The sequence below is a fragment of the Clostridium sp. KNHs214 genome (assembly GCF_000744935.1).
Lineage (GTDB): Bacteria > Bacillota > Clostridia > Clostridiales > Clostridiaceae > Haloimpatiens.
In genome coordinates this window covers 173,190-196,561 of record NZ_JQMW01000013.1, presented here as the reverse complement: position 1 = coordinate 196,561, position 23,372 = coordinate 173,190, and the positions used below count along the sequence as shown (strand labels likewise).

Below are 23,372 nucleotides of genomic sequence, written 5' to 3'. Positions count from 1 at the left end.
GGCTAGATGGCCAGTGGGCTAGGAGAGCAGAGTTGATTTGGTAGTTGTCAGAGTGCCAGTGACCAGTCAGTTAGTAGATAGTGCGCCAGCGGGATAGGAAAGCGAAGTTAGTTTGGTGGCTGTCAGAGTGATAGTGTTCCAGAGAAACGGTATATAAGAGGATGGTGCGTTATGGGGTTAGGGTGCTAGTGTAACAGTTGCTTAGTGGAGAATAAAAAGGGTTGGTGATTTAGTGAGGATAAAGGAAATCTTATCTAGTGCATATGATATTTTAAAAGAGGAACAAATAGATACATATATGTTGGATGCTCAACTTTTATTATGCAAGGTGCTTAACAAAGATAAGTTATTTTTAATAATGAATAGAGACTTAGACGTGAACTCTAATGAGGAAAAAGAATTTTTTAAATATATAAATATGAGAAAGAAAAAGATGCCAGTAAAATATATATTGGGCGAATGTGAATTCATGGGGATGAACTTCTTTGTTAAAGAAGGAGTTTTGATACCTAGACCAGCTACGGAAATTCTTGTGGAGAAGGCTCTAGAAATAATAAATGAAAATAAATTTAAAAATGTATTGGATATTTGTTGCGGCAGTGGTGCTATAGGGGTATCCATAGCAAATATAGCTAAAGACACACAGGTTGTATGCTCTGATATTTCAGAAATAGCTAAAGAGGTTACAACTGAAAATATTAAAAGATTTAGATTGGAAAATAGAGTGGATTTTATACAAAGTGATCTTTTTCACTTTATAAAGAAAAAGAATTATAAATTTAATATTATAGTTTCTAACCCACCTTATATTGAAGAACATGTAATCCCTACGTTAATGGAAGATGTTAAGGATTATGAACCTTACATAGCTTTATGTGGTGGTAGGGATGGATTGGATTTCTATAGAAAGATAGTAGAAGAAGGTAAGAAGCTATTAACTGAGCAGGGAGTAATTGCTTTTGAAATAGGATACAATCAAAGGAAAGCGGTAAAAGAAATTTTTAAAACCAATGGCTTTGAAAAAGTGTTATGTTTTCAAGACTTATCAGGGTTAGACAGAGTGGTTATAGGGAAAATTTAATTTGTTAAGTTAAAAAAAATATGTTATAATAACTAATTGTGAAAATATAAGTACACGGAGTGATAATAATGCTTAATAAACTTGATTTTATAGAAAATAAATATGATGAATTATCCATAAAAATAAGTGACCCAACAATTATAGCAGATCAAAAGGAATGGCAAAAATTATGTAAAGAACATTCGGATTTAGAAATTATAGTTAATAAGTATAGAAAATATAAGGAAATACTTTCTACAATTGAATCTGATAAAGAGATGATAGGAGAAGAAAGTGATAAAGAATTAAAGGATATGCTTCAGGAAGAAATAAAAGAATACGAAATTAAAAAGGAAGATATGGAGAAGGAATTAAGAATAGCACTACTTCCAAAAAACCCCAATGACCATAAGAATGTTTTTGTAGAAATAAGAGGCGGTGCTGGGGGAGAAGAAGCTGCATTATTTGCATCAAATCTTTTTAGAATGTATACAAGATATGCAGAACGTCAAGGCTGGAAAACAGAAATTATGAGTTTAAATGAAACAGACATAGGTGGATTTAAAGAAGTTGTATTTATGATAAAAGGACATGGAGCATATAGTAAGTTAAAGTATGAAAGTGGAGTTCATAGAGTTCAAAGGGTTCCAGACACAGAATCCAGTGGAAGAATACACACATCAACATCTACAGTGGCTGTTTTGCCAGAAGTGGATGACGTAGAAATAGAAATAAATGCAAATGATTTAAAAGTAGATGTATTTAGAGCATCTGGAAATGGTGGACAGTGCGTAAATACTACTGACTCTGCGGTTAGAATGACTCATATACCAACAGGAATTGTAGTATCTTGCCAAGATGAAAAATCTCAGCTAAAAAATAGAGAAAAAGCTCTTAAGGTATTAAAAGCAAGAATATATGAAAAGGCTGAAGCTGAAAGAAGTGCTCAAATTTCTGAAGATAGAAAGAGTCAAGTAGGAACAGGAGATAGAAGTGAGAGGATAAGGACTTATAACTATCCACAAGGTAGAGTTACTGATCACAGAATAGGTCTAACTCTATATAAACTAGAAAGCTTCCTCGATGGTGATATGGATGAGGTTATTGATGCATTGATTACTACTGAGCAGGCTGAAAAAATGAAAGCTATGGGTGTTTAATAAATAATAAGGAAAGAGTGGAGAGTTTATGAATATAGATAAAGGAATTAGAAAACAACATAAATCTATTAAACGATTTTTGTTTTCTGGTTGCTTTATTTTTTTTGGTACATTAATTATACTTATTTCTCTCCCAAAGCTATACACGGCTTTAAAAATAAGTTTAATATTTATTCAAATGATTACAATAATAATCGTAGTAAGTAAAGTAGAAAATAACTATTTAAGATATGTTGTAAATTACGATAAGATATTGGTTAAAACAGGTATAATAGATCTTACAACAGTTATGCGAAAAAACAAAGTTTTAATGGTGCACACTATAAATGAAGGTAGAGATTTGAATATAATAATTATCATATCATCAAAAGTTAAGAAAAGAAATTTTAAAGAAGTGAATAAGAAATTTTTAGGTGAAAATGAAGATATATACATAAATATTCATAAAATGAAAGAAAAAAAATCCTCAGAAAAGTATTATTATACAGTGTTAACTGGTGGAGGTTTTTATAAATATAAACTTCTTAATGATATATATGTTAATTGTGAAAATGCTTTTTTTTCAGATGAGGCAATAGAAAACGTAAAATTATATAGAAACATAGAATAAACACCTTATCCTATAAATAAAAATATATAGGATGGAGGTGTTAATTTGAGTGGGTATAATTATCTTATTTTATTAATTGGGGTTATATCTTTGGCAGGAACTATGATAGGAGCTTTATTAGGTATTATAGTTAAAAATCCTTCAAGTAAATTTTTAAGTGTAATAATGGGTTTAGCTGGTGGAGTTATGCTATCTATAGTAATACTAGATTTAGTCCCCGAGGCTTTAAATAAGTTGAAATTTTTTTATTTTATATTATACTTTTTTATAGGTGTAATAGTGGTCATTATAATAAATAACTTTATAATAGTAAAGAATAATTCTATTAATAACTACAAAAGAGTTGCTATTTTAGTTATACTTGCTTTATCAATTCATAATTTTCCAGAGGGTCTTATAATGGGATGTGGTGTAGGTGTGGGAAGCACTTTAGGTTTAAAAATGAGTGTAATAATAGCTATGCACGATATACCTGAGGGTATAGCATCGGCAGCGCCCCTTATGGCAGCTGGGGAAAAAAAGTATAGGATCATATTCTATTCCTTTTTATCTGCGCTTCCTACTCTTATAGGTGGACTTATAGGGCTATTTTTAGGTATTGTTTCTAAGGAAACGTTGGGAGTACTTTTTGCATTTGTATCTGGTATAATGAGCTATATAGTTTGTGGAGAAATGATACCAGAAGCTTGCAGTTTGCATAATGCACAAAGCTGTTTTAAGGGTGTTTTAATAGGGATTATTTTAGGAATTACTATAACAAATGTACTTTAAGCAAAGAGCAATAACTTAACTTTTGCAGTTATAAAATCACAATTTAAATTCAAAAAATTTCTAAGAATTTCAACATTTATTTTAAATTTTAAATTATAAATTTAAAATTTAAAACTATGCTTGTATTCCTTTATTCATAATAATGTAGAGTTTGAAAATTATGTACGAAAGTTGAGTTAATGGCTAAAGAGAAAGGGATGTTAAGTTGAAAACTAAAGTCATCATATTAAAAGAAAACTATCAAGAAGGAATAGAAGAATCTGGACAAATAATAAGGAAGGGAGGAGTAGTGGCCTTTCCTACAGAAACGGTATATGGACTTGGAGCGGATGCTTTAAACAGCAATGCAGTAGAAAAGATTTTTAAAGCCAAGGGAAGACCACAGGATAATCCTCTCATAGTGCATATAGCAGATTTAAAAGATATAGAACCATTAGTTAAGCATATCCCTGATATAGCCAATAAACTTATGGAAAGATTTTGGCCAGGTCCTTTAACTTTAATATTGGAAAAGAGCAGTATTATACCTGATGTAACCAGTGCAGGATTAAAAACCATAGGTATAAGAATGCCTTCAAACCAAGTGGCTAGGGATTTCATACGAGAGTCTAAAAGGCCTATAGCGGCTCCATCTGCTAATATATCTGGAAGACCAAGTCCAACCACTGTAGATGGTTGTATAGAAGATTTAAAGGGAAAGGTAGAATGCGTAATAGGAGGAGAAAACAGTGAAGTTGGAGTAGAATCAACCATTGTGGATTGTACAGTGTATCCTCCTTGTATATTAAGACCAGGTGGAATAACTTTAGAAATGTTAAGAGATGTGCATAAGGAAATTTATATAGATTCAGCCATAATGGAAAAACCTAAAAAGCATTTTAAACCTAAGGCACCAGGCATGAAATATAGGCATTATGCACCAAAAGCACCTTTAAAAATAATAGATGGAGATTTACAAAAAACTATTGAAAAAATCAATGAAATAGTGCAAAATTATATAGATGATAAAAAAGTAGGTATAATGGCTACAGAAGAAACTAAAAATTATTACAAAAGAGGGTTAGTTGTTTCTTTAGGAAGTAGAAAAAATCCGGAAGAAATAGCTAGAAATCTTTTTAAAGTTTTAAGAAGCTTTGATGATACGGATGTAGAAGTTATATATGCGGAAGCTTTTGAAGAAAAAGAGATTGGTGTTGCTATAATGAATAGATTGAAAAAAGCAGCAGGATTTAATATAGAAAGAGTTTAGTATATTTACATAAGGGAGGTATTGCTATGAAAGTTTTATTTGTTTGCACAGGAAATACTTGCAGAAGTGTTATGGCAGAAGCTATTTTTAATAATTATTGTAAAGAAAAAGATATATGTGCATTCTCAGCGGGATTATCGATTATTCCCAATAGTGAAGCCTCTCAAAATGCAATAGAAGTTATACAAAAAAATTTAAATGTCAATATAAATAATAGAAAAGCTGTTCAGATAAATGAAAAAATTATAGAAAATTCAGATTTGATATTAGTGATGACAGCTTATATAAAGGATATGATAAAACAACATTTTCCGAAATATTCAGATAAAGTATTTGTTATAAATGATTATATTGGTGTTTCGGGAGATATAAGTGATCCATTTGGTGGAAATATAGAAGTTTATCAAAATACTTTTTTTGAATTAAAGAATAAAATATTTTTATTAATAGGCAAAATAAAAGAAGATAAGGGTATTTTTAAATAATACTAGTATCTTCTTTTTTTTGAAATATATAGATTGAAGGAGTGTTAACTTATGAGAATAGCAATAGGAAGTGACCATGGTGGCTTCAACTTAAAAAATGATGTAATAAAGCATTTAAAAGGTAAAGGAATAGAAGTAAAAGATTTTGGAACAAATTCTACAGAATCTTGTGATTATCCTGAATTTGCTGAGAAGGTAGCTACTGAAGTTGTAGCTAAAAACTTTGATCTAGGTATATTGATTTGTGGAACTGGTATAGGAATAGGCATAGCTGCTAATAAAGTTCCAGGAGTGAGAGCTGCATTATGTTCAGATACATTTAGTGCTCATGCTTGTAGAGAACATAATAATGCAAATATACTAACTATGGGAGAAAGAGTTGTAGGAAAAGGATTAGCTTTAGATATAGTAGATGCATTTATAAGTACTGATTTTCAAGGTGGAAGACATGAAAGAAGAGTAGCACAAATTAGTGATCTAGAAAAAAAATATTGTAAGTAGCCAATTATTTATATTATAAGAGTATGCATAAGAAAAGAATATAGGAAAAACGATATTATAAGTGACCAAATTAATTATATTAGGAGGAATAAAAATGGGAAAAGTAACTCAAATATCACATCCATTGATATTACACAAATTAGCTTTAATAAGAGATAAAAATACAGGATCTAAAGATTTTAGAGAGTTGGTAGGAGAAGTTGCCATGTTGATGGCTTATGAAGTTACCCGTGATATGCAGTTAGAGACAGTGGAAATAGAAACACCAATATGCAAGACAAAATGCAAAATGTTAGCTGGAAAGAAAGTAGCTATAGTTCCAATTTTAAGAGCAGGACTTGGAATGGTAGATGGTATGCTTAAACTTATACCAGCAGCTAAGGTTGGACATATAGGAATGTATAGAGATGAGGAAACTCTCCAACCAGTAGAATATTTCTGTAAATTGCCTCAAGATATTCATGAAAGAGATATAATAGTTACAGACCCTATGCTTGCTACAGGTGGATCTGCTGTAGATGCTATAAATGCACTTAAAAAGAGAGGTGCAAAATATATAAGATTAATGTGCTTAATAGGTGCTCCAGAAGGTGTGAGAGCGGTTCAAGAAGCTCATCCAGATGTAGATATATATTTTGCACAAGTAGATGAAAGACTAAATGAAAAGGGATATATAGTTCCTGGACTTGGAGATGCTGGAGACAGATTGTTTGGAACAAAATAAGTAGAGATTAAAAAACAATGTTAGATGTAAACAAAAAGGATTGTCCAAGGACAATCCTTTTGTTTTAGAAAATTTTAATGAAGATTATGCTAAAGACGTATTAATTAAGTTGCATATGGATTATAATTGAAAGTGTTTAGACAAATTTAATTTTAAATAATACAATTATCATATATAATGATAGTATATGCATTTATTAAGATTTATATATTACTAATTCAACTTTCTCAGCTATAAAATAAAAGTTGAAAATTTAAATTAGAAACATTTATTCATCTAATGTAGCTTGAAGTTTATGTGTGAAAGTTGAGTATTCAAATAATAGTAAAAATATAAAGTTTAAAATTATGATTAAATAGATATTCTATTAACAATAATGATATTATGACAAGGAGGAAATTTAGTGGAGAGAATAGATAAAAATAATTATTATCTAGATATATGTGAGACTATGCTGGAAAGAGGAACTTGCCTTAGAAGAAACTTTGCAGCTATAATTGTAAAAAATGATGAAATTATATCTACGGGGTATACTGGAGCACCTAGAGGGAGAAAAAATTGTTCTGATTTAGGTTATTGTAGAAGAGAACAATTAAATATTCCAAGAGGAACAAGATATGAGCTTTGTAGATCAGTTCATGCAGAACAAAATGCAATAATATCAGCAAGAAGACAGGATATGATAGGAGCAATTATGTATTTAGTTGGAAAGGAGATGGGAACAGAAGAACTAGTTAAAAACGCTTCTCCTTGTGCACTATGCAAAAGATTTATAATAAATTCTGGAATATCTAAAGTAGTTATAAGGGATACAAAGACGAATTTTAGAGTTATAGATGTAAATCAGTGGGTAGAAGATGATGACTCCCTTTATGGAGATGGAGGATACTAAAATATAAGACAGAATAAGGAAGGTTAATATGGAAAAACTAATTTTATTTATTATTTCTGTAGTTATCTCTTTTGCAATAACACCTCTAGTTAAGAAGTTTGCAAAAAAGGTTGGAGCTATTGATATACCTAAAGATGAAAGAAAAATTCATAAAAAACCAATTCCGCTTTTAGGAGGACTTTCAATTTATACTGCATTTGTATTAGTTTTGATTCTAAAAAAAGAAGCTTTAACCACAGAAGAAATAGGAATATTAATAAGCGCGTCAGTAATTGTATTGGGGGGGGTTATTGATGATTTAAAAGAATTAAAGCCATATGTGAAATTGATATTTCAAGTGGTAGCAGCTTTAATATTAATTAAATTTGGAACAAGTATAAAGATTATAACTAATCCTTTTAGTGCTTCAAATTTATACTTGAATTTAAAATTTCTCTCTGTACCTCTTACTATAATGTGGGTAGTTGGCATTACTAATGCATTTAATTTAATTGATGGGTTAGATGGATTAGCAGCAGGAGTAGCATTTATATCTTCTATTACCATATTTATTATAGCTATAATAAATAATAGAGCAGATGCAGCAATATTAACTATTATACTTAGTGGAGCTATACTAGGATTTTTACCTTATAATTTTAATCCAGCATCTATATTTATGGGGGATACTGGTTCTCAATTATTAGGATTTTTATTGGCTGCCATATCAATAACTGGGGCAATTAAGTCTGCAGCAGCCTTTGCCATATCGGTACCAATACTAGCTTTAGGACTCCCAATATATGATACATTATTTGCTGTGATAAGACGTAAGATAAACGGAAAACCTATAATGAAAGCAGACAGAGGCCATTTACACCATAGGCTTTTAGATATGGGATTAAGTCAGAAAAAGGCTGTGTTAATCATGTATATTATTAGTGCTATACTAGGTGGAATCTCAATAATAGCTATGGAAATAAGTAATCAAAGAGCATATTTTTTAGTTACAGCTGTAATAATTATAATAGTGCTTATAGCTTGGAAAGTTGGATTTTTTGAACATAGAGAATAAAATACATTGCAACATTGGAGGAGTTTATTGTGGATAAAATAAAAGTAATAAGTATTTTTGGAACAAGACCGGAAGGTATAAAGATGGCACCGTTAGTAAAAAAACTTGAAGAAAATCCGAATATTATATCTAAGGTTTGTGTTACAGCACAGCACAGACAAATGCTGGATCAGGTATTAGAACTTTTTAATATCATTCCAGATTATGATTTGAATATAATGAAAAGTAAACAGAGTTTAACTACTATAACTACTAGTGTATTAGAAGGGTTAGAAGAGGTTTTTGAAAAAGAAAATCCAGATATTATATTGGTACATGGTGATACTACTACTACTTTTGCAGGAGGATTGGCAGCTTTTTATAAACAAATCAAAGTAGGGCATGTAGAAGCTGGGCTTAGAACTTTTGATAAATACTTTCCATATCCAGAGGAAATGAATAGAAAGCTTACAGGTGCTATAGCTGATTTACATTTTGCTCCAACAACTGCCTCAAGAAAAAATCTTTTAAATGAAGGAGTAAATCCAAAAGATATATTTGTAACAGGAAATACAGTAGTAGATGCTATGGAATATACTGTAGAGGAGAATTATGTTTTTGAAAATGAGGAATTAAATAGAATAGATTATAAAGGTAAAAAAGTTATAATGGTCACTGCCCATAGAAGAGAAAACTGGGATGGCGGTATAGAAAATATTTGCAAAGCTCTAAAGAAAATAGTAGAAGAAAATAAAGATGTGGAATTAGTATATTTAGTCCACTTAAATCCTATAGTTAAGGATGTAGTTTATAAGGAACTTAATGGAGTGGATAGAATTCACTTATTATCGCCACTAGATACAAAGGAAACTCATAATTTAATGAATAAATCCTTTATGATTATGACAGATTCTGGTGGACTACAGGAGGAAGCGCCTCATCTTGGAAAACCAGTTCTAGTGCTTAGGGATGTAACAGAAAGACCTGAGGCAGTGGAAGCTGGTACTGTAAAATTAGTTGGAACGGATATTAATAATATTATCCAAAATGCTAATGAGCTTATCAATGACGAAACAGTATATAACACTATGAGTAGAGCTATAAATCCATATGGGGATGGAGAAGCGGCAGAAAGAATATGTCATTCTATATTGTATTACTTTGGATTAAAAGATAAAAGATGTCAAGAGTTTAAAATAAAGTAGACATAAAGATTGTTTAAATCTTAACATAAAATGTAAACGTTGATAAAAAATATAAGAATGTGTATAATGTTAACATGAGGGGTTTAAACCTCATTTTATAGATGTTAATGATATTGGGGGGTATTAATATGAAGGAAGTAGTTATTGTAAGCGCTGTTAGAACTGCAATTGGAAAATATGGTGGAACGCTAAAGGATGTTTCAGCTGTAGATTTAGGATCAATTGTAATAAAAGAAGCTTTAAACCGAGCAGGAATTAAGCCTGAGTTAGTTAATGAAGTAATAATGGGGAATGTAATTCAGGCAGGTCTTGGTCAGAGTCCAGCAAGGCAAGCTGCAGTAAAGGCTGGACTTCCGGTGGAAATACCATCATTTACTATTAATAAAGTTTGTGGTTCTGGTTTAAGAGCAGTAAGCTTAGCGGCTCAAATGATTAAAGCAGGAGATGCAGATGTAATAGTCGCAGGTGGCATGGAAAACATGTCTGCAGCACCATACATATTGCCAAACAATAGATGGGGTCAAAGAATGGGCGATGGCAAAGTAGTAGATACCATGATAAAGGATGGATTATGGGATGCATTCAATGACTATCATATGGGTATAACTGCTGAAAACATAGCTGAAAAATGGAATTTTACAAGGGAAGAGCAGGATGCTTTTTCTGCAGCTTCACAGCAAAAAGCTGAAAAAGCTATAGAGGAAGGAAGATTTAAGGATGAAATAGTTCCTGTGGTTATAAAGAATAGAAAGGGAGAAATAGTATTTGATAAGGATGAGTTTCCAAGATACGGTACAACAGTTGAAAAATTATCTAAATTAAAACCAGCATTTAAAAAAGATGGGACTGTCACTGCTGGTAATGCATCAGGTATAAATGATGGTGCAGCGGCTTTGGTTGTTATGAGCGCTGAGAAGGCTAAAGAATTGGGATTAAAACCTCTTGCCAAAATAGTATCCTATGGTTCAAGGGGAGTAGATCCATCTATTATGGGATATGGTCCAGTAGCATCTACAAAAGCGGCTCTTGATGTAGCAGGATTAAAAGTAGAGGATTTAGATCTTATAGAAGCAAACGAAGCATTTGCAGCTCAAAGCTTGGCTGTAGCTAAGGATTTAAAATTTCCTATGGAAAAGGTCAACGTAAATGGTGGAGCTATAGCTCTTGGACACCCAGTTGGATGTTCAGGTGCAAGAATACTTGTAACTTTATTATATGAAATGAATAAAAGAAATGCTAAAAGAGGTTTAGCAACTCTTTGTATAGGTGGGGGAATGGGAACAGCTATCATAGTTGAAAGATAATTAAAGTTAAATTTAAATATTGTTTTATTTAAGAGTGTTTATTTGCACTCTTTTTTTTATTTCAATGAAAAGCTATACAGTAAGAGTTTTATAAATATTTATACCACACATTGCTAATAATATATTAAATAAATAAAAAAAATTTAAGAAATCTTGAATAAATGGGTATATTTTTAGTCAATTTTAAAAACAAACTTAATTTTTAATAGAATAAGTGAATAATTAATTATTGGAACGTATTTATAAATATTTATTAATAAATTTAAATGTATTTATAAATTATTTTAAATATAAAATAAATAAGAAAAATTATTACATAAATCAGAACATTTTATATTGTCTTAAAAAAGAAGGAATTTAAAATTGAAATTTTAAAATGTAGTATTCGGAAGAATTAAATAGTCATGAAAAGAAAAAAACGCTATTTATAAACAAATCAGCTATTAAATGATAAAAATCGTGCAAAATGAGGTTAAATTAAGTTTTGTTTATAAAAAACACAGTAATATAATGTACTCTATACGAAATGTGGAGGCAAGGAATATGCAAGAGACTGTCAAGGCATTTAGGAAGATTGTCATTATTAATTTAATACTAGGAATACTTATAGGAAGTTTTGTTTTTATATTCTTTAGGCAATATACCAATTCATTTCTTATGGGCTTATTTATTAACATAATTAGTTTTTCTATAAATGCTTTTTCAACTAATTTTGCTCTTAATATAGGAGCAAAGTCACAAAAAAACATTAGTGTTATTAGTTTGGTACTAAGGGCCATATTAGTTTGTGTTATTGCATTGATTACAATAAAAGAAAATACATTTTATATATTTTCTTTTATGTTAGGATATACTTGCAATTTTATATCGTTAATAGTATATGCATTTTTAATTTGATAAGTTGAAGGGAGTGACTATATGACAATAGGGAATATTATAAACGCAGGACTTGTTGCTCAATGGGTAATAATGGCTATTCTTATTATTCTTTCAATAGTATTAACTAGAAACTTTAAAGAAATACCAGAAGGAAAACAAAATGTTGCAGAAGCTTTTGTAGAATTTATAGCAGGCTTAGTAGAAGATAATATGGGAAAAGAGTACATTGGATTTGTACCTTTTATAGGGACTTTATTTTTATTTTTGCTTTGTTTAAATTTAGCAGGTTTGTTTGGCATAAAGCCACCTACAGCTGATTATAGTGTGGCATTAGGTTTGGGATTAGTGAGCTTTATAGTTATTCAAGGATATACTATAAAAAAGGTTGGAATTAAGCACTATTTTTTAGGATTTGCTCAGCCTTATGTGTTTTTACTTCCGGTAAATATCATGGAAAGAATATCTTTTCCAATATCTCTTAGTTTAAGACTTTTTGGAAATATGTTTGCAGCTACAATAATAATGGATTTACTTTATGAGGCACTGCATCATTTGGGAGTTGTAGCTCAGTTTGGAATACCAATACCACTGCATGCTTATTTTGATGTTTTTGATGGTTCGCTTCAAATGGTCATATTTATTATGCTTACCATGATAAACATTAAGCTTATAGCAGAGCATGAATAATTAAGTTTAAAATTTATTTTATATATTGAATTTATAAAATTTATTAATTAAAAATTGAAGGGAGATTTTACAATGAATAATTCATTTGCATTAGGTATGACTGCTTTAGCAGCAGGACTTGCTGCTTTATCATGTATAGGAGGAGCTTTAGGAACAGGAAATGCTACAGGCAAAGCTGTAGAAAGTATAGCTAGACAACCAGAGGCTAGTGATAAAATAACAAAAGCATTAATCGTTGGTGGAGCATTATCAGAAGCTACTGCTATATACGGATTACTTGTGGCTCTATTATTAATATTTGTAGGAATAAAATAAGGAATGTCTCCAAATTATATCTTGGTAGATGGAAAGGAGGCTTTTCATGGAAATGACCATAGAACCTAGTAAAATCATATTTGCTATGATTAACTTCCTTGTTTTGTTTCTTATTTTAAAACATTTTTTATTCCAATCAGTTACTGAATTCATGAAAAACAGAAGAGATAAAATAGAAAATGATATATATAGTGCAAAAAAAGATAAGGAAGATGCGTTTAGGTTAAAAGAAGAAAATCAAAAGTTATTAATAAATTCTGCTCAAGAAGGTAAAGAAATAGTTGGAAAATATAAAGAAAAAGCAGAAAAAGTTTACGATGAAATATTAAATAACGCTAATACAGAAGCAAAAAGAATAATAAAGCGTGCAGAAGTAGATATTCAAAGGGAAAAGGAAAAGGCTCAGCAAGAAGTTAAAGAGCAAGTTATAGACCTATCTATAGTTTTATCAGAAAAAGTTTTAGAAAAAGCCATTGATGAAAAAGAACACAGAAAAATAATAGAAGATTTTATTGCTAAGGTAGGTATATAGCTTATGTATGAATATTTAGATAGGAGATATGCTTTAGCTCTTTATGAAGTTGCGGAGAATAAAGGTAAGATAGATGAATATATGAATGATCTGCAGGAAATAGTGGATTTAATTAAAAATAATCAGGAATTTTTGCAGGTTATAAAGCATCCAGAAATAACTACATCAAAAAAGAAAAAAATTTTTATAAATGTATTTAAAGGTAAAATCGATGAGGATTTACTATCATTTTTGCTTATATTGATAGAAAAAGATAGAATACTTTATCTAGAAGAAAAGCTTAAAGAAATGAAAAAAATACATCTAGAAAGAAATAATATTCTTTTGGCAGAAATAACCACTGCAATACCTCTAAATGATTATGAAAGAGATAAACTAATAGAAAAATTAAAAACAACGTATGGCAAGGAAATTCTTTTAGAGGAGATAATAGATAAAAAAATAATTGGCGGTGTTTATGTAAAAGTAGGCGATGATGTAATTGATGGAACTATAAAAACTAAAATAAATGAAATAAGAAGACGTGTGCTTAAGTAAGGAAGAGAGGTGATACCATGAATGTTAAGCCAGAAGAAATAACATCAATAATAAAAAGAGAAATAGAGAGATACGAGAAAAAGATACATACAGAGGATTCGGGAACTATAGTTCAAATAGGTGATGGTGTATCTAGAGTATATGGATTAGATGATTGTATGGAAGGTGAATTATTAGAATTCCCAAATGACATTTATGGAATGGCGTTAAATCTAGAGCAAGATAACGTAGGTTGTGTGCTATTGGGCTCGGAAAAAGGAATAAAAGAGGGAGATATAGTTAAGAGAACAGGCAGAGTTGTGCAGGTCCCAGTGGGAGAGGCTATGGTTGGTAGAGTAGTAAATCCTTTAGGTAAACCTATTGATGGTAAAGGTCCTATAAAGGAATCTGAGTATAGACCAGTAGAGCATCAAGCAGCAGGAGTTATTGAAAGACAATCTGTTAAGAAACCTCTGCAAACAGGAATAAAAGCTATAGATTCTATGGTACCAATAGGAAAAGGTCAGAGAGAACTTATAATAGGTGATAGACAAACAGGTAAAACTGCTGTAGCCATAGATGCTATATTAAATCAAAAAGGGCAAGATGTTATTTGTATATACGTAGCTATTGGACAAAAGCAATCAACAGTAGCACATATAGTAAATACTTTAAGTGAGATGGGAGCTATGGATTATACTATAGTTGTATCTTCTACAGCTTCAGATTCAGCACCTCTTCAATATTTGGCACCTTTTTCTGGTTGTAGTATGGGAGAATATTTTATGGATAAAGGCAAGGATGTATTGATAGTTTACGATGATTTATCAAAACATGCGGTTGCTTATAGAACCATGGCGCTATTACTTCGTAGGGCACCAGGAAGAGAAGCTTATCCTGGAGATGTTTTCTATTTGCACTCAAGACTTCTAGAAAGAGCTGCAAAACTTAGCGATAAACTTGGAGGAGGATCTATAACAGCCTTACCAATAATAGAGACTCTTGCGGGAGATGTTACTGCATATATACCAACCAATGTAATATCTATAACTGATGGACAAATATTTTTGGAATCAGAATTATTCCACTCAGGTCAAAAGCCAGCTATAAATGCAGGCATATCAGTTTCGAGAGTTGGTGGTAATGCACAGATAAAAGCTATGAAGCAGGTATCTGGTACTTTAAGACTAGAGTTAGCTCAATATAGAGAACTTGCAGCCTTTGCTCAATTTGGTTCGGATCTTGATAAGGAAACTAAAAAGAGATTAGAAAAAGGAAAAAGATTAATAGAAATATTAAAGCAAGAACAATACAAGCCTATGGCAGTGGATAAGCAAATTATGATAATTTTTGCAGCGGTAAATGACCATTTAATGGATGTGCCTGTAATGGATATTAGAAAGTTTGAAAAGGAATTTTTTGACTATGTAGATACTCATTACAGACATTTAGGCAAGAATATATTAGATAAAAAAGAGCTAACAGATGATATTAAAGATGAATTGTCAAAGGCCATTGAAGAGTTTAAAAAAGTATTTTTAGCAGGGAGGTAGTTTCCCTGCAGGAGGTGAACTATGGCTGGAGCAGGACTTATTGCAATAAAAAGAAGAATAAAATCTATAACTAATACAAGAAAAATAACTAGAGCTATGAATGTGGTTGCTACTTCAAAGTTAAAAAAGTGCAGAGATAAATTAGGATTTAATGATAAGTATTATGAATACTTAGAGGAAGTAATGAGTAAATTGGTATTTGCTGATGCAAGTACCAATATATATAAGGATGGAAATCACAACCAAAATAAGTTATATATAATGCTTACTTCTGATGCAGGTCTTTGTGGTGGTTTTAATGCTGAAGTGGTAAATCATACCATTGGACTTATTAAAGATAATAAGGATAAATCTTTAATTATTGTTGTGGGACAAAAGGGAAGAAGCTATTTAAAGAGAACTAATATTGAAACAGTAGCTGAATATGTAGATATACCGGATGTACCTACTGCCAAAGAGGGGAATACATTAGCTAAGCATGCTTTAGATATGTATGAGAAGGGCGAAGTAGGAGAAATAAATATAGTTTATAGCGAATTTATTAGCACTATGAAGCGTTCTATAAAGGTAAAAAAACTTCTTCCTTTAGAAAATAAATCTGAAAAGATAGAAAATGGAGATAATATTAATGATTATTTTGAGTTTGAACCTTCTTCAGAAGATATTTTAAAGGAAAGAATGAAAGGCTACATAACAGGAATGATACTTAATTGCCTGATAAGTTCTAAGTGCAGTGAGCAAGCTTCTAGGGTAGAAGCTATGAGTAATGCAACTAGAAATGCAAATGATCTTTTAGAAAAATTAAATATTAAATACAATAGAATAAGACAAAGCGTCATAACACAAGAAATTTCTGAAATTGTGGGCGGTGCTGAAGCTCAAAAATAAAACCTTTTGGAGGTGAGTATATGCCAGGAACTATAGGAAAGGTTGTTCAAATAATAGGACCAGTTATAGATATAAAATTTGATTCGGATTATCTTCCGAATTTATATAATGCCATTGAAATTAATGCTGGGGAAAGAATAGTAGTAGCGGAAGTTGAGCAACACGTAGGTGATGACATAGTAAGAACTATTGCTATGGAGGGCACAGAAGGCTTGAAAAGAGGCATGGAGGCTTTAGATACAGGAAATCCTATATCCGTGCCTGTTGGAGAACAGTCTTTAGGAAGACTTTTTAATGTGTTAGGCAAGCCAATAGACAATGGTGAAGATATAAAATGTGATAAATATTATCCAATACATAGACCGGCGCCAAGCTTTGAAGAACAGTCTGTAGAACCAGAAATGTTTGAAACAGGCATAAAGGTAATAGACTTGTTAGCACCATATCAAAAGGGTGGTAAAATAGGATTGTTTGGTGGTGCAGGTGTAGGTAAAACAGTTTTAATTCAGGAACTTATAAATAATATAGCAAGACAACATGGGGGACTTTCAGTATTTACAGGTGTAGGTGAGAGAACTAGGGAAGGTAATGATTTATACCATGAAATGAAAGACTCTAGAGTTATAGAAAAAACTGCTTTGGTATTTGGACAAATGAATGAACCGCCTGGAGCAAGAATGAGAGTAGCACTTACAGGACTTACTATGGCTGAATACTTTAGAGATCAAGGACAGAATGTACTTTTATTTATAGATAATATATTTAGATTTACACAAGCTGGTTCAGAGGTTTCAGCTTTACTTGGAAGAATACCAAGTGCCGTTGGATATCAGCCAACACTTGCTACAGAAATGGGAGCTTTACAGGAGAGAATAACTTCTACAAAGCATGGTTCCATAACATCTGTTCAAGCAGTTTACGTTCCAGCAGACGATTTAACTGACCCAGCGCCAGCTACAACCTTTAGTCATCTAGATGCTACAACAGTTTTATCAAGATCTATAGCAGAACTTGGAATATATCCAGCAGTAGATCCACTAGATTCTACTTCAAGAATACTAGAGCCTAGAATAGTTGGAGAAGAGCATTATGATGTAGCTCAAAGAGTTAAGCACTTACTAGAAAGATATAAAGAATTGCAAGACATCATAGCTATATTAGGTATAGATGAACTTTCAGAGGAAGATAAGCTAGTAGTGGCTAGAGCTAGAAAGGTACAAAGATTCCTATCACAACCATTTAGTGTTGCAGAACAGTTTACAGGAATGGAAGGTAAATATGTTCCGATAAAAGAAACCATAAGAGGTTTTAAAGAAATACTAGAAGGTAAACATGATGATCTTCCAGAATCAGCCTTTTTGTTTGTGGGAAGTATTGAAGAAGCAAAAGAAAAAGCTCAAAAGATAATGGAAGCCTAGATAGGAGTGAGTTAAATGGAAGGTGTTTTAAATCTACTTATAATTACTCCTGAGAAGGAGTTTTATAATGGAAATGTAAAAGAAATATATATAGAAACTTTAAGTGGACATATGGGAATACTTCCAGGGCGTTTACCTATAATAGCTCTTTTAAAACCTACAATTACTGTTTTTAAAGATGAAAAAGGTAAAGAATTTAGGACATTTACATCTAGTGGCATGTTGGAAGTGGAGAACAATAAAGTGAAGATGCTATGTGATGCTTGTGAGTGGCCTAAAAATATAGATTTTAATAGGGCTGAAGCGGCAAAAAAGAGAGCTGAGGAAAGACTTTCTAAAAAAGAGGAAAATGTAGATATTAAAAGAGCCCAAATGGCTTTGGCAAGAGCATTGGCAAGATTAAAATTAAAGGACATATAAATAAAAAACTTCTGTGCATTAGACACAGAAGTTTTTTATTGTATAAATTTAAGATAGCTTTCTACAGAATTATAAATGCAATTAAGCACACTTTAAGGGGTTAATATATATATTATTAATATATTCCTAAAGCCAAGAGTGAACTCCCATGCCTATTTACACTGAAGAACAAAATTATTGTTATGAGTAGTCTGCTTGGAGAATTCCATTAATTTGCTTTAAAATAAGGAAATAATAAATCTTTTAAGACTAATGAATAATTTTTTTGTTTTTTGTCAATAATTTCAAAAGAGAGGTAGGGGGTTAAAATGAAAAATAAAAAAAATATTATAAGAATTAACATGCTATTTTTTCTAACAATTATTTTAGCTTTAGGTATGGTTAATACACATTTTTGTGAAAGTAAAAGTAATCCAGATTTGTTTAATGAAATTATATATAAAACAAATGCCCAGGTTCAGGAGTATGGATTAATAACGTCATTTACAACTAAAAAAAATCCTAAGGAAGTTTGCAAAACTATATTAAAAAGTATAGAACCTAAAGTAAGTTATAATGAAATAGTTGGTAAAGGATTATATTGTTTAGAGTTTAATGATAAGAGTATTGAAGGATATGTTCAGAGTAGAAATTATGATGGACAACAAATAATAACTATAAACACTATATGTAAGAGTAAAGAAAATAATTGTGAGAGCCTAAAGAATAAAGTACAGAATTCAATAAAAGAAGTGGAATTTCAGGCTAAAAATAAATTATTCTGCTATATAAAGGCAGAAATATATAATGAAAATTTCCCCTTGGTTAATGAACAAGTAAATAAAATAGTTAAAGAATATAATGCTAGCAATTTGAAAACTATAAAAATAAATAATGGCTATAGCACTTGCTGCTACACTGGAAAATATGATCCTATTTTAGTCAATGGAAGTTTAGTGGATTTTAATTATTCAGTTTGTAAATATGGTTTTAGGAATTATTTAATTATAGGAACTCCGCAAATAATATTGGATTATTAGGAAAAGAAATGGGGGATAATATGGAAAAGATAATAGTTTATGGTGGTAGTAAATTAAATGGTGAAGTTAATATAAGTTCTGCTAAGAATGCTATTCTTCCAATAATAGCAGGGAGTATATTATGTAGTGAAAAATGCATTATAGAAAATGCACCAATGTTAGAAGACGTATTTGTTATTTGTGAAGTATTAAAAGGCTTAAATTCATCTATAGAAGTAAATCAAGAAGAAAATATTATAAATATTGATAATTCTAATTTGAAATTATCCCAGCCATCTTCAGAATTAGTTAGAAAGATGCGAGCTTCTTTTTTAGTTATGGGACCTATGGTAGCAAGATTTGGTGAATTTAAAATATCACTTCCTGGCGGATGCAATATAGGAACAAGACCTATTGATTTGCATTTAAAAGGATTAACTGCATTAGGAGCTGAAATATACGTAGGCCATGGCTATGTACAGGCGAAGGCTAAAAAGCTAAAAGGTAGCAATATATATTTAGATTTTCCATCTGTAGGTGCTACTGAAAATCTAATGATGGCAGCAGCACTAGCAGAAGGAGAAACTATAATAGAAAATGCTGCAGAAGAACCAGAAATAGTTGATTTAGCTAATTTTTTAAACAGTATGGGTGCAAACATAATAGGTGCTGGTACAGACAAACTTAGAATAATAGGGGTAAAAGAACTTAAAAAAACAAAATATAAGCCCATTTATGATAGGATAGAAGCGGGAACCTTCATGGTGGCTGCAGCTATAACAAGAAGTAAATTAAAGATAAATAACGTAAATCATGAGCATGTAAAACCTATAATTGCAAAATTGAGAGAGATGAATGTAGGCATAGAATTATTAGAAGAAAGTGTAATTGTAAATGGAAATAAAATTTTAAAGCCTGTAGATATAAAAACTATGCCATATCCTGGGTTTCCAACAGACATGCAGGCACAAATGATGGCTTTATTATCTACAGTTAAGGGAACTAGTATTATAACAGAAACTATATTTGAAAATAGATTTATGCACGCATCTGAATTGAAAAGGATGGGCGCAAACATAAAGTTGGATGGTAGATCAGCAGTGATAGAAGGTGTGGAAAGGTTAACGGGAGCAGAAGTTAAAGCTACAGATTTAAGGGCTGGTGCTTCTTTAATATTAGCAGCATTAGTAGCAGATGGCTGTACTTTAATAGGGGATATTTATCACATAGATAGGGGATATGTAAATATACAAGAGAAATTTAAAAAAATAGGTGCAAATATAGCGAGAATATAATTATATAAAGATACAAAAAAATGGGGCTGTTGCATTAAAGAATTTACATACAATATATTGTACTAAAAATTTAAATCTAGCACAATGTATTGTAGTATTTATTCTTGATGCGACAGCACCATTTTTTTATTATTATCTAATTTACCTAACTTTTGTACCCAATTTTTAAACCCCATATTAAATTAATAATTTCCTTTATTCATCTAATGTAGAGCGCGAAAGTTGAGTAATAAAATATACAGCTTTTTAATATATTATTAATGATAGAGTCTCATAAACAATTTTTTTAGCTTCAAATGAAACTTCGAAAATATTTGGATTAATGTGATTAACAAAAGCTAATAGTTTGAGTTTAACGAAGGGAGTGCTTAATGTGAAAATAGGGGGAAACATAAAAAATAGTGTTATTAAGAAGAGTTATAGAGGGATAAAGTCTTATTTTAAAGCTATGTCCTCAATAATAATTATAGGGATGCTTTCTACAATCTTATTTTCAATAATTTTTGTTGGGATTAATCATGAAAATAATAATGCTAATGCAGGGAAAAGTATAAAGGATTTTAAAGATGATCCTACATCAGTGATTAAGTATAAATTTAATGGAAAGGAAGAAAAGGTTAAGGTATATATAACTAGTGAGAACAAAGTAAAAGAAATAGAATTAGAGGAGTATGTATTAGGAGTTGTTTCTGGAGAAATGCCGGCTAGTTTTCAGATAGAAGCTTTAAAGGCACAAGCGGTAGCAGCTAGAACATATACTATATCTCATATGAAGAAGTTCGGTGGTGGTGGATGTAAAAATGGAAAGGGAGCTGATCTATGTGATACTGTACATTGCCAAGTTTATAAGTCTAAAGAAAGTAGAATAAGTTCTTGGCCGGAAAAGCAAAGAAATGAGCTTTGGAAAAAAATAGTACAGGCAGTTAATGAAACTTCAGGAGAAGTTATTACTTATAATGGAAAATTAATAGCATCTCCATTTTATTTTTCCACCAGCAGTGGAAAAACTGAAAATTCACAGGAGGTTTTTTCAAATAGCTTACCATATTTAAAAAGTGTTTCTAGCCCTGGAGAAGAGGTTGCTCCTAAATATAAATCTTCTAAAGATATTAATTATAATAATTTTGTAAATGCCATCAATAGTAATTTTCCAAAGGCAAAAGTATCTTCTTCCAGTGTAAAAACTCAAGTGAAAGTAATTGAAAGAACTGAAGGGGGAAGTGTTAAAGCAATAAAAGTTGGTAATGAAAATGTAACGGGTCCACAATTTAGAATGGCTTTAAATTTGAATTCTGCAAATTTCAACATAAGTTTTTTCCCTCAATATGTGAAGATAGATTGCACGGGATATGGTCATGGGGTAGGTATGAGTCAATGGGGTGCTAATGTTATGGCAAAAAATAATAAAAAATATAAGGATATATTAAAACATTATTATAAAAATACTGAAATAGAAAAGCTAGAACAAGTTGTACGATGATTGTAATACTACCTGAAAAAGTCCAATTTTTAATTGGAAATTTAGATAAAGTGTAATATTCTAAAAGCTTTCATTTATTATGGAAACAATTTAAGAATATTGCACTTTATTTATTTTTTGAAATTAAATAAAAAAATATAAAAATACATGTATTTTTTTCTATATACTGGACAAACTAGAAAATGGAGGTGGGAATATGTTGAATGACAAAAATAATGGAAAATCATCAAAAAAACTAAGAAAGGAGGCATTATATGTAATATTGTTTGTTTGCCTATGTGTTGTTGCTACAGTAGCAGCTGTAAGTTCTAGAAATAATAAAGTAGCAAAAAAACAGCAAATGGAAAATGCTAAAATACAGTCACAAAAGCCAACAGACAACGCAAAAAATCCTGAAATTACATTAATAGATGATTCATTAAGAGAACAAAAAGAGTACGAGAATTCCTTAGAAGTAAAAAATAATAAACATCAAGGTAAGGAAGTAAAAAATGAAAAAAAACAAGAAGTAAAAGTATCTGGTAATATAGCAAATAGTAAAATGGTAAAACCAGTAGAGGGTGTTATCGGAAGAGAATACTCAGAGGTTCCTGTTTATTGGGAGTCATTAGGAACATACAGACCTAATTTTGGTATGGATATAAAGGCTGAGTTAGGTAAAAAGGTAGTTGCCGTTACTGATGGTGTTGTAGTAGAAGTTGGAGATAACAAAGATAGTTATGGAAAACAAGTAGTTATAGATCATCAAAATGGTTTGAAGTCAGTTTATGCAAATTTATCAGAGAATATTTCTGTTAAAAAAGGTCAAAAAGTAAAACAAGGTGAAAAAATAGGTGAAGTTGGAAATACAAGTTTGATTTCTTTTAATGAAAAGTATAAAAGTAATCTTCACTTTGAAATTTTAAAAGGAAATGACAAAGTAAATCCAGCTAAATATGTAAAGTACTAATTTTGTAACATCCAGCCGGAAATTATTTCCTGCTGGATGTTAGATAAATAAAGGCTATAAGGTAATTAATCTAGGAAATAATGCATATTTATTAATATATAAGGAATAAGGAGGTTGCAGTTGGGTTTGAAAGATTATATTGAGGAAAGAGTAATGGAAGTGGCGGAATATATCATTAGTTCAAAATCCACTATACGCAAAACGGCTAAAGCTTTTGGAGTTAGTAAAAGTACTATACACAAGGATATGACAGAAAGATTGCCAAAACTAAATCCTCAAATTGCAAGGGAAGCTAAAAATATATTAGATTTAAATAAAGCTGAAAGGCATATAAGAGGTGGAAAAGCTACTAAGATGAAATACAAGGCAATAGGAAGTTAAATATTAAAATCTTTTAATATTTAAACATTCCTTATAATAATTGAAGGATTTTAACATATAATGTAGA

26 protein-coding genes are annotated in these 23,372 nt (G+C 30.8%); all 26 read left to right on the top strand.

The window, feature by feature from the left end; genetic code table 11:
* The first annotated feature begins 232 nt into the window (after positions 1–232).
* The 26 genes from prmC to spoIIID all read left to right on the top strand — a co-directional run bounded on the left by prmC (position 233) and on the right by spoIIID (position 23,305).
* On the top strand, positions 233–1,081 hold the full coding sequence (gene prmC, locus CC89_RS16490) for a peptide chain release factor N(5)-glutamine methyltransferase (protein WP_035294026.1): 849 nt from the start codon (positions 233–235) through the stop codon (positions 1,079–1,081).
* Between the two features lie 68 nt (positions 1,082–1,149).
* Entirely contained in the window at positions 1,150–2,220 is a 1,071-nt protein-coding gene (prfA, locus tag CC89_RS16485; protein WP_035294023.1) for a peptide chain release factor 1, read from the top strand.
* A gap of 28 nt (positions 2,221–2,248) precedes the next feature.
* Entirely contained in the window at positions 2,249–2,830 is a 582-nt protein-coding gene (locus tag CC89_RS16480) for a hypothetical protein (protein WP_035294022.1), read from the top strand.
* 45 nt (positions 2,831–2,875) lie between these two features.
* Entirely contained in the window at positions 2,876–3,601 is a 726-nt protein-coding gene (locus tag CC89_RS16475; protein WP_035294020.1) for a ZIP family metal transporter, read from the top strand.
* Between the two features lie 205 nt (positions 3,602–3,806).
* The gene (locus CC89_RS16470) at positions 3,807–4,850 is read left to right on the top strand and encodes an L-threonylcarbamoyladenylate synthase (RefSeq protein ID WP_035294018.1); all 1,044 of its coding nucleotides are present in this window, start codon (positions 3,807–3,809) and stop codon (positions 4,848–4,850) included.
* A 26-nt stretch (positions 4,851–4,876) separates the two neighbouring features.
* Positions 4,877–5,335, top strand: a complete 459-nt coding sequence (locus CC89_RS16465; RefSeq protein WP_035294017.1) for a low molecular weight protein arginine phosphatase — start codon at positions 4,877–4,879, stop codon at positions 5,333–5,335.
* Positions 5,336–5,386: 51 nt separating this feature from the next.
* Positions 5,387–5,836 (top strand): ribose 5-phosphate isomerase B, encoded by a 450-nt coding sequence (rpiB, locus tag CC89_RS16460; RefSeq protein WP_035294015.1) that lies wholly within the window; start codon positions 5,387–5,389, stop codon positions 5,834–5,836.
* A 94-nt stretch (positions 5,837–5,930) separates the two neighbouring features.
* On the top strand, positions 5,931–6,560 hold the full coding sequence (gene upp, locus CC89_RS16455) for a uracil phosphoribosyltransferase (protein WP_035294014.1): 630 nt from the start codon (positions 5,931–5,933) through the stop codon (positions 6,558–6,560).
* 403 nt (positions 6,561–6,963) lie between these two features.
* Entirely contained in the window at positions 6,964–7,452 is a 489-nt protein-coding gene (locus CC89_RS16450; RefSeq protein ID WP_035294012.1) for a deoxycytidylate deaminase, read from the top strand.
* A gap of 28 nt (positions 7,453–7,480) precedes the next feature.
* Entirely contained in the window at positions 7,481–8,506 is a 1,026-nt protein-coding gene (locus tag CC89_RS16445) for a glycosyltransferase family 4 protein (RefSeq protein WP_035294010.1), read from the top strand.
* A gap of 29 nt (positions 8,507–8,535) precedes the next feature.
* The gene (gene wecB / locus CC89_RS16440; RefSeq protein WP_035294009.1) at positions 8,536–9,690 is read left to right on the top strand and encodes a non-hydrolyzing UDP-N-acetylglucosamine 2-epimerase; all 1,155 of its coding nucleotides are present in this window, start codon (positions 8,536–8,538) and stop codon (positions 9,688–9,690) included.
* Between the two features lie 128 nt (positions 9,691–9,818).
* Entirely contained in the window at positions 9,819–10,994 is a 1,176-nt protein-coding gene (locus CC89_RS16435) for an acetyl-CoA C-acetyltransferase (protein ID WP_035294007.1), read from the top strand.
* Between the two features lie 543 nt (positions 10,995–11,537).
* Positions 11,538–11,891, top strand: a complete 354-nt coding sequence (locus CC89_RS16430; RefSeq protein WP_035294005.1) for a hypothetical protein — start codon at positions 11,538–11,540, stop codon at positions 11,889–11,891.
* A gap of 21 nt (positions 11,892–11,912) precedes the next feature.
* Positions 11,913–12,560 (top strand): F0F1 ATP synthase subunit A, encoded by a 648-nt coding sequence (locus CC89_RS16425; protein WP_035294003.1) that lies wholly within the window; start codon positions 11,913–11,915, stop codon positions 12,558–12,560.
* Positions 12,561–12,632: 72 nt separating this feature from the next.
* The gene (atpE, locus tag CC89_RS16420; protein WP_035294001.1) at positions 12,633–12,875 is read left to right on the top strand and encodes an ATP synthase F0 subunit C; all 243 of its coding nucleotides are present in this window, start codon (positions 12,633–12,635) and stop codon (positions 12,873–12,875) included.
* A gap of 46 nt (positions 12,876–12,921) precedes the next feature.
* Positions 12,922–13,407, top strand: a complete 486-nt coding sequence (locus CC89_RS16415) for a F0F1 ATP synthase subunit B (RefSeq protein WP_051931920.1) — start codon at positions 12,922–12,924, stop codon at positions 13,405–13,407.
* Positions 13,408–13,410: 3 nt separating this feature from the next.
* Positions 13,411–13,944, top strand: coding sequence for a F0F1 ATP synthase subunit delta (locus CC89_RS16410; protein ID WP_035293999.1), 534 nt, complete (start codon positions 13,411–13,413; stop codon positions 13,942–13,944).
* A gap of 17 nt (positions 13,945–13,961) precedes the next feature.
* Positions 13,962–15,476: a F0F1 ATP synthase subunit alpha gene (gene atpA, locus CC89_RS16405; RefSeq protein WP_035293997.1), complete on the top strand. Its 1,515-nt coding sequence runs from the start codon at positions 13,962–13,964 to the stop codon at positions 15,474–15,476.
* A gap of 21 nt (positions 15,477–15,497) precedes the next feature.
* A complete protein-coding gene (gene atpG, locus CC89_RS16400; RefSeq protein WP_035293995.1) occupies positions 15,498–16,364 on the top strand; it encodes an ATP synthase F1 subunit gamma in 867 nt (288 codons plus the stop codon).
* Positions 16,365–16,384: 20 nt separating this feature from the next.
* Positions 16,385–17,782 (top strand): F0F1 ATP synthase subunit beta, encoded by a 1,398-nt coding sequence (gene atpD / locus CC89_RS16395; RefSeq protein ID WP_035293994.1) that lies wholly within the window; start codon positions 16,385–16,387, stop codon positions 17,780–17,782.
* Positions 17,783–17,797: 15 nt separating this feature from the next.
* Positions 17,798–18,202 (top strand): F0F1 ATP synthase subunit epsilon, encoded by a 405-nt coding sequence (locus CC89_RS16390; protein ID WP_035293991.1) that lies wholly within the window; start codon positions 17,798–17,800, stop codon positions 18,200–18,202.
* A 308-nt stretch (positions 18,203–18,510) separates the two neighbouring features.
* On the top strand, positions 18,511–19,221 hold the full coding sequence (locus tag CC89_RS16385; RefSeq protein WP_035293989.1) for a YwmB family TATA-box binding protein: 711 nt from the start codon (positions 18,511–18,513) through the stop codon (positions 19,219–19,221).
* A 20-nt stretch (positions 19,222–19,241) separates the two neighbouring features.
* The gene (murA, locus tag CC89_RS16380; protein WP_035293987.1) at positions 19,242–20,495 is read left to right on the top strand and encodes a UDP-N-acetylglucosamine 1-carboxyvinyltransferase; all 1,254 of its coding nucleotides are present in this window, start codon (positions 19,242–19,244) and stop codon (positions 20,493–20,495) included.
* A gap of 373 nt (positions 20,496–20,868) precedes the next feature.
* Positions 20,869–21,975, top strand: coding sequence for a stage II sporulation protein D (gene spoIID, locus CC89_RS16375; RefSeq protein WP_286161381.1), 1,107 nt, complete (start codon positions 20,869–20,871; stop codon positions 21,973–21,975).
* 196 nt (positions 21,976–22,171) lie between these two features.
* Complete coding sequence (locus tag CC89_RS16370; protein ID WP_035293986.1) at positions 22,172–22,924, top strand: M23 family metallopeptidase; 753 nt, start codon at positions 22,172–22,174, stop codon at positions 22,922–22,924.
* Between the two features lie 126 nt (positions 22,925–23,050).
* Entirely contained in the window at positions 23,051–23,305 is a 255-nt protein-coding gene (gene spoIIID, locus CC89_RS16365; protein ID WP_035294661.1) for a sporulation transcriptional regulator SpoIIID, read from the top strand.
* Positions 23,306–23,372 lie beyond the last annotated feature (67 nt).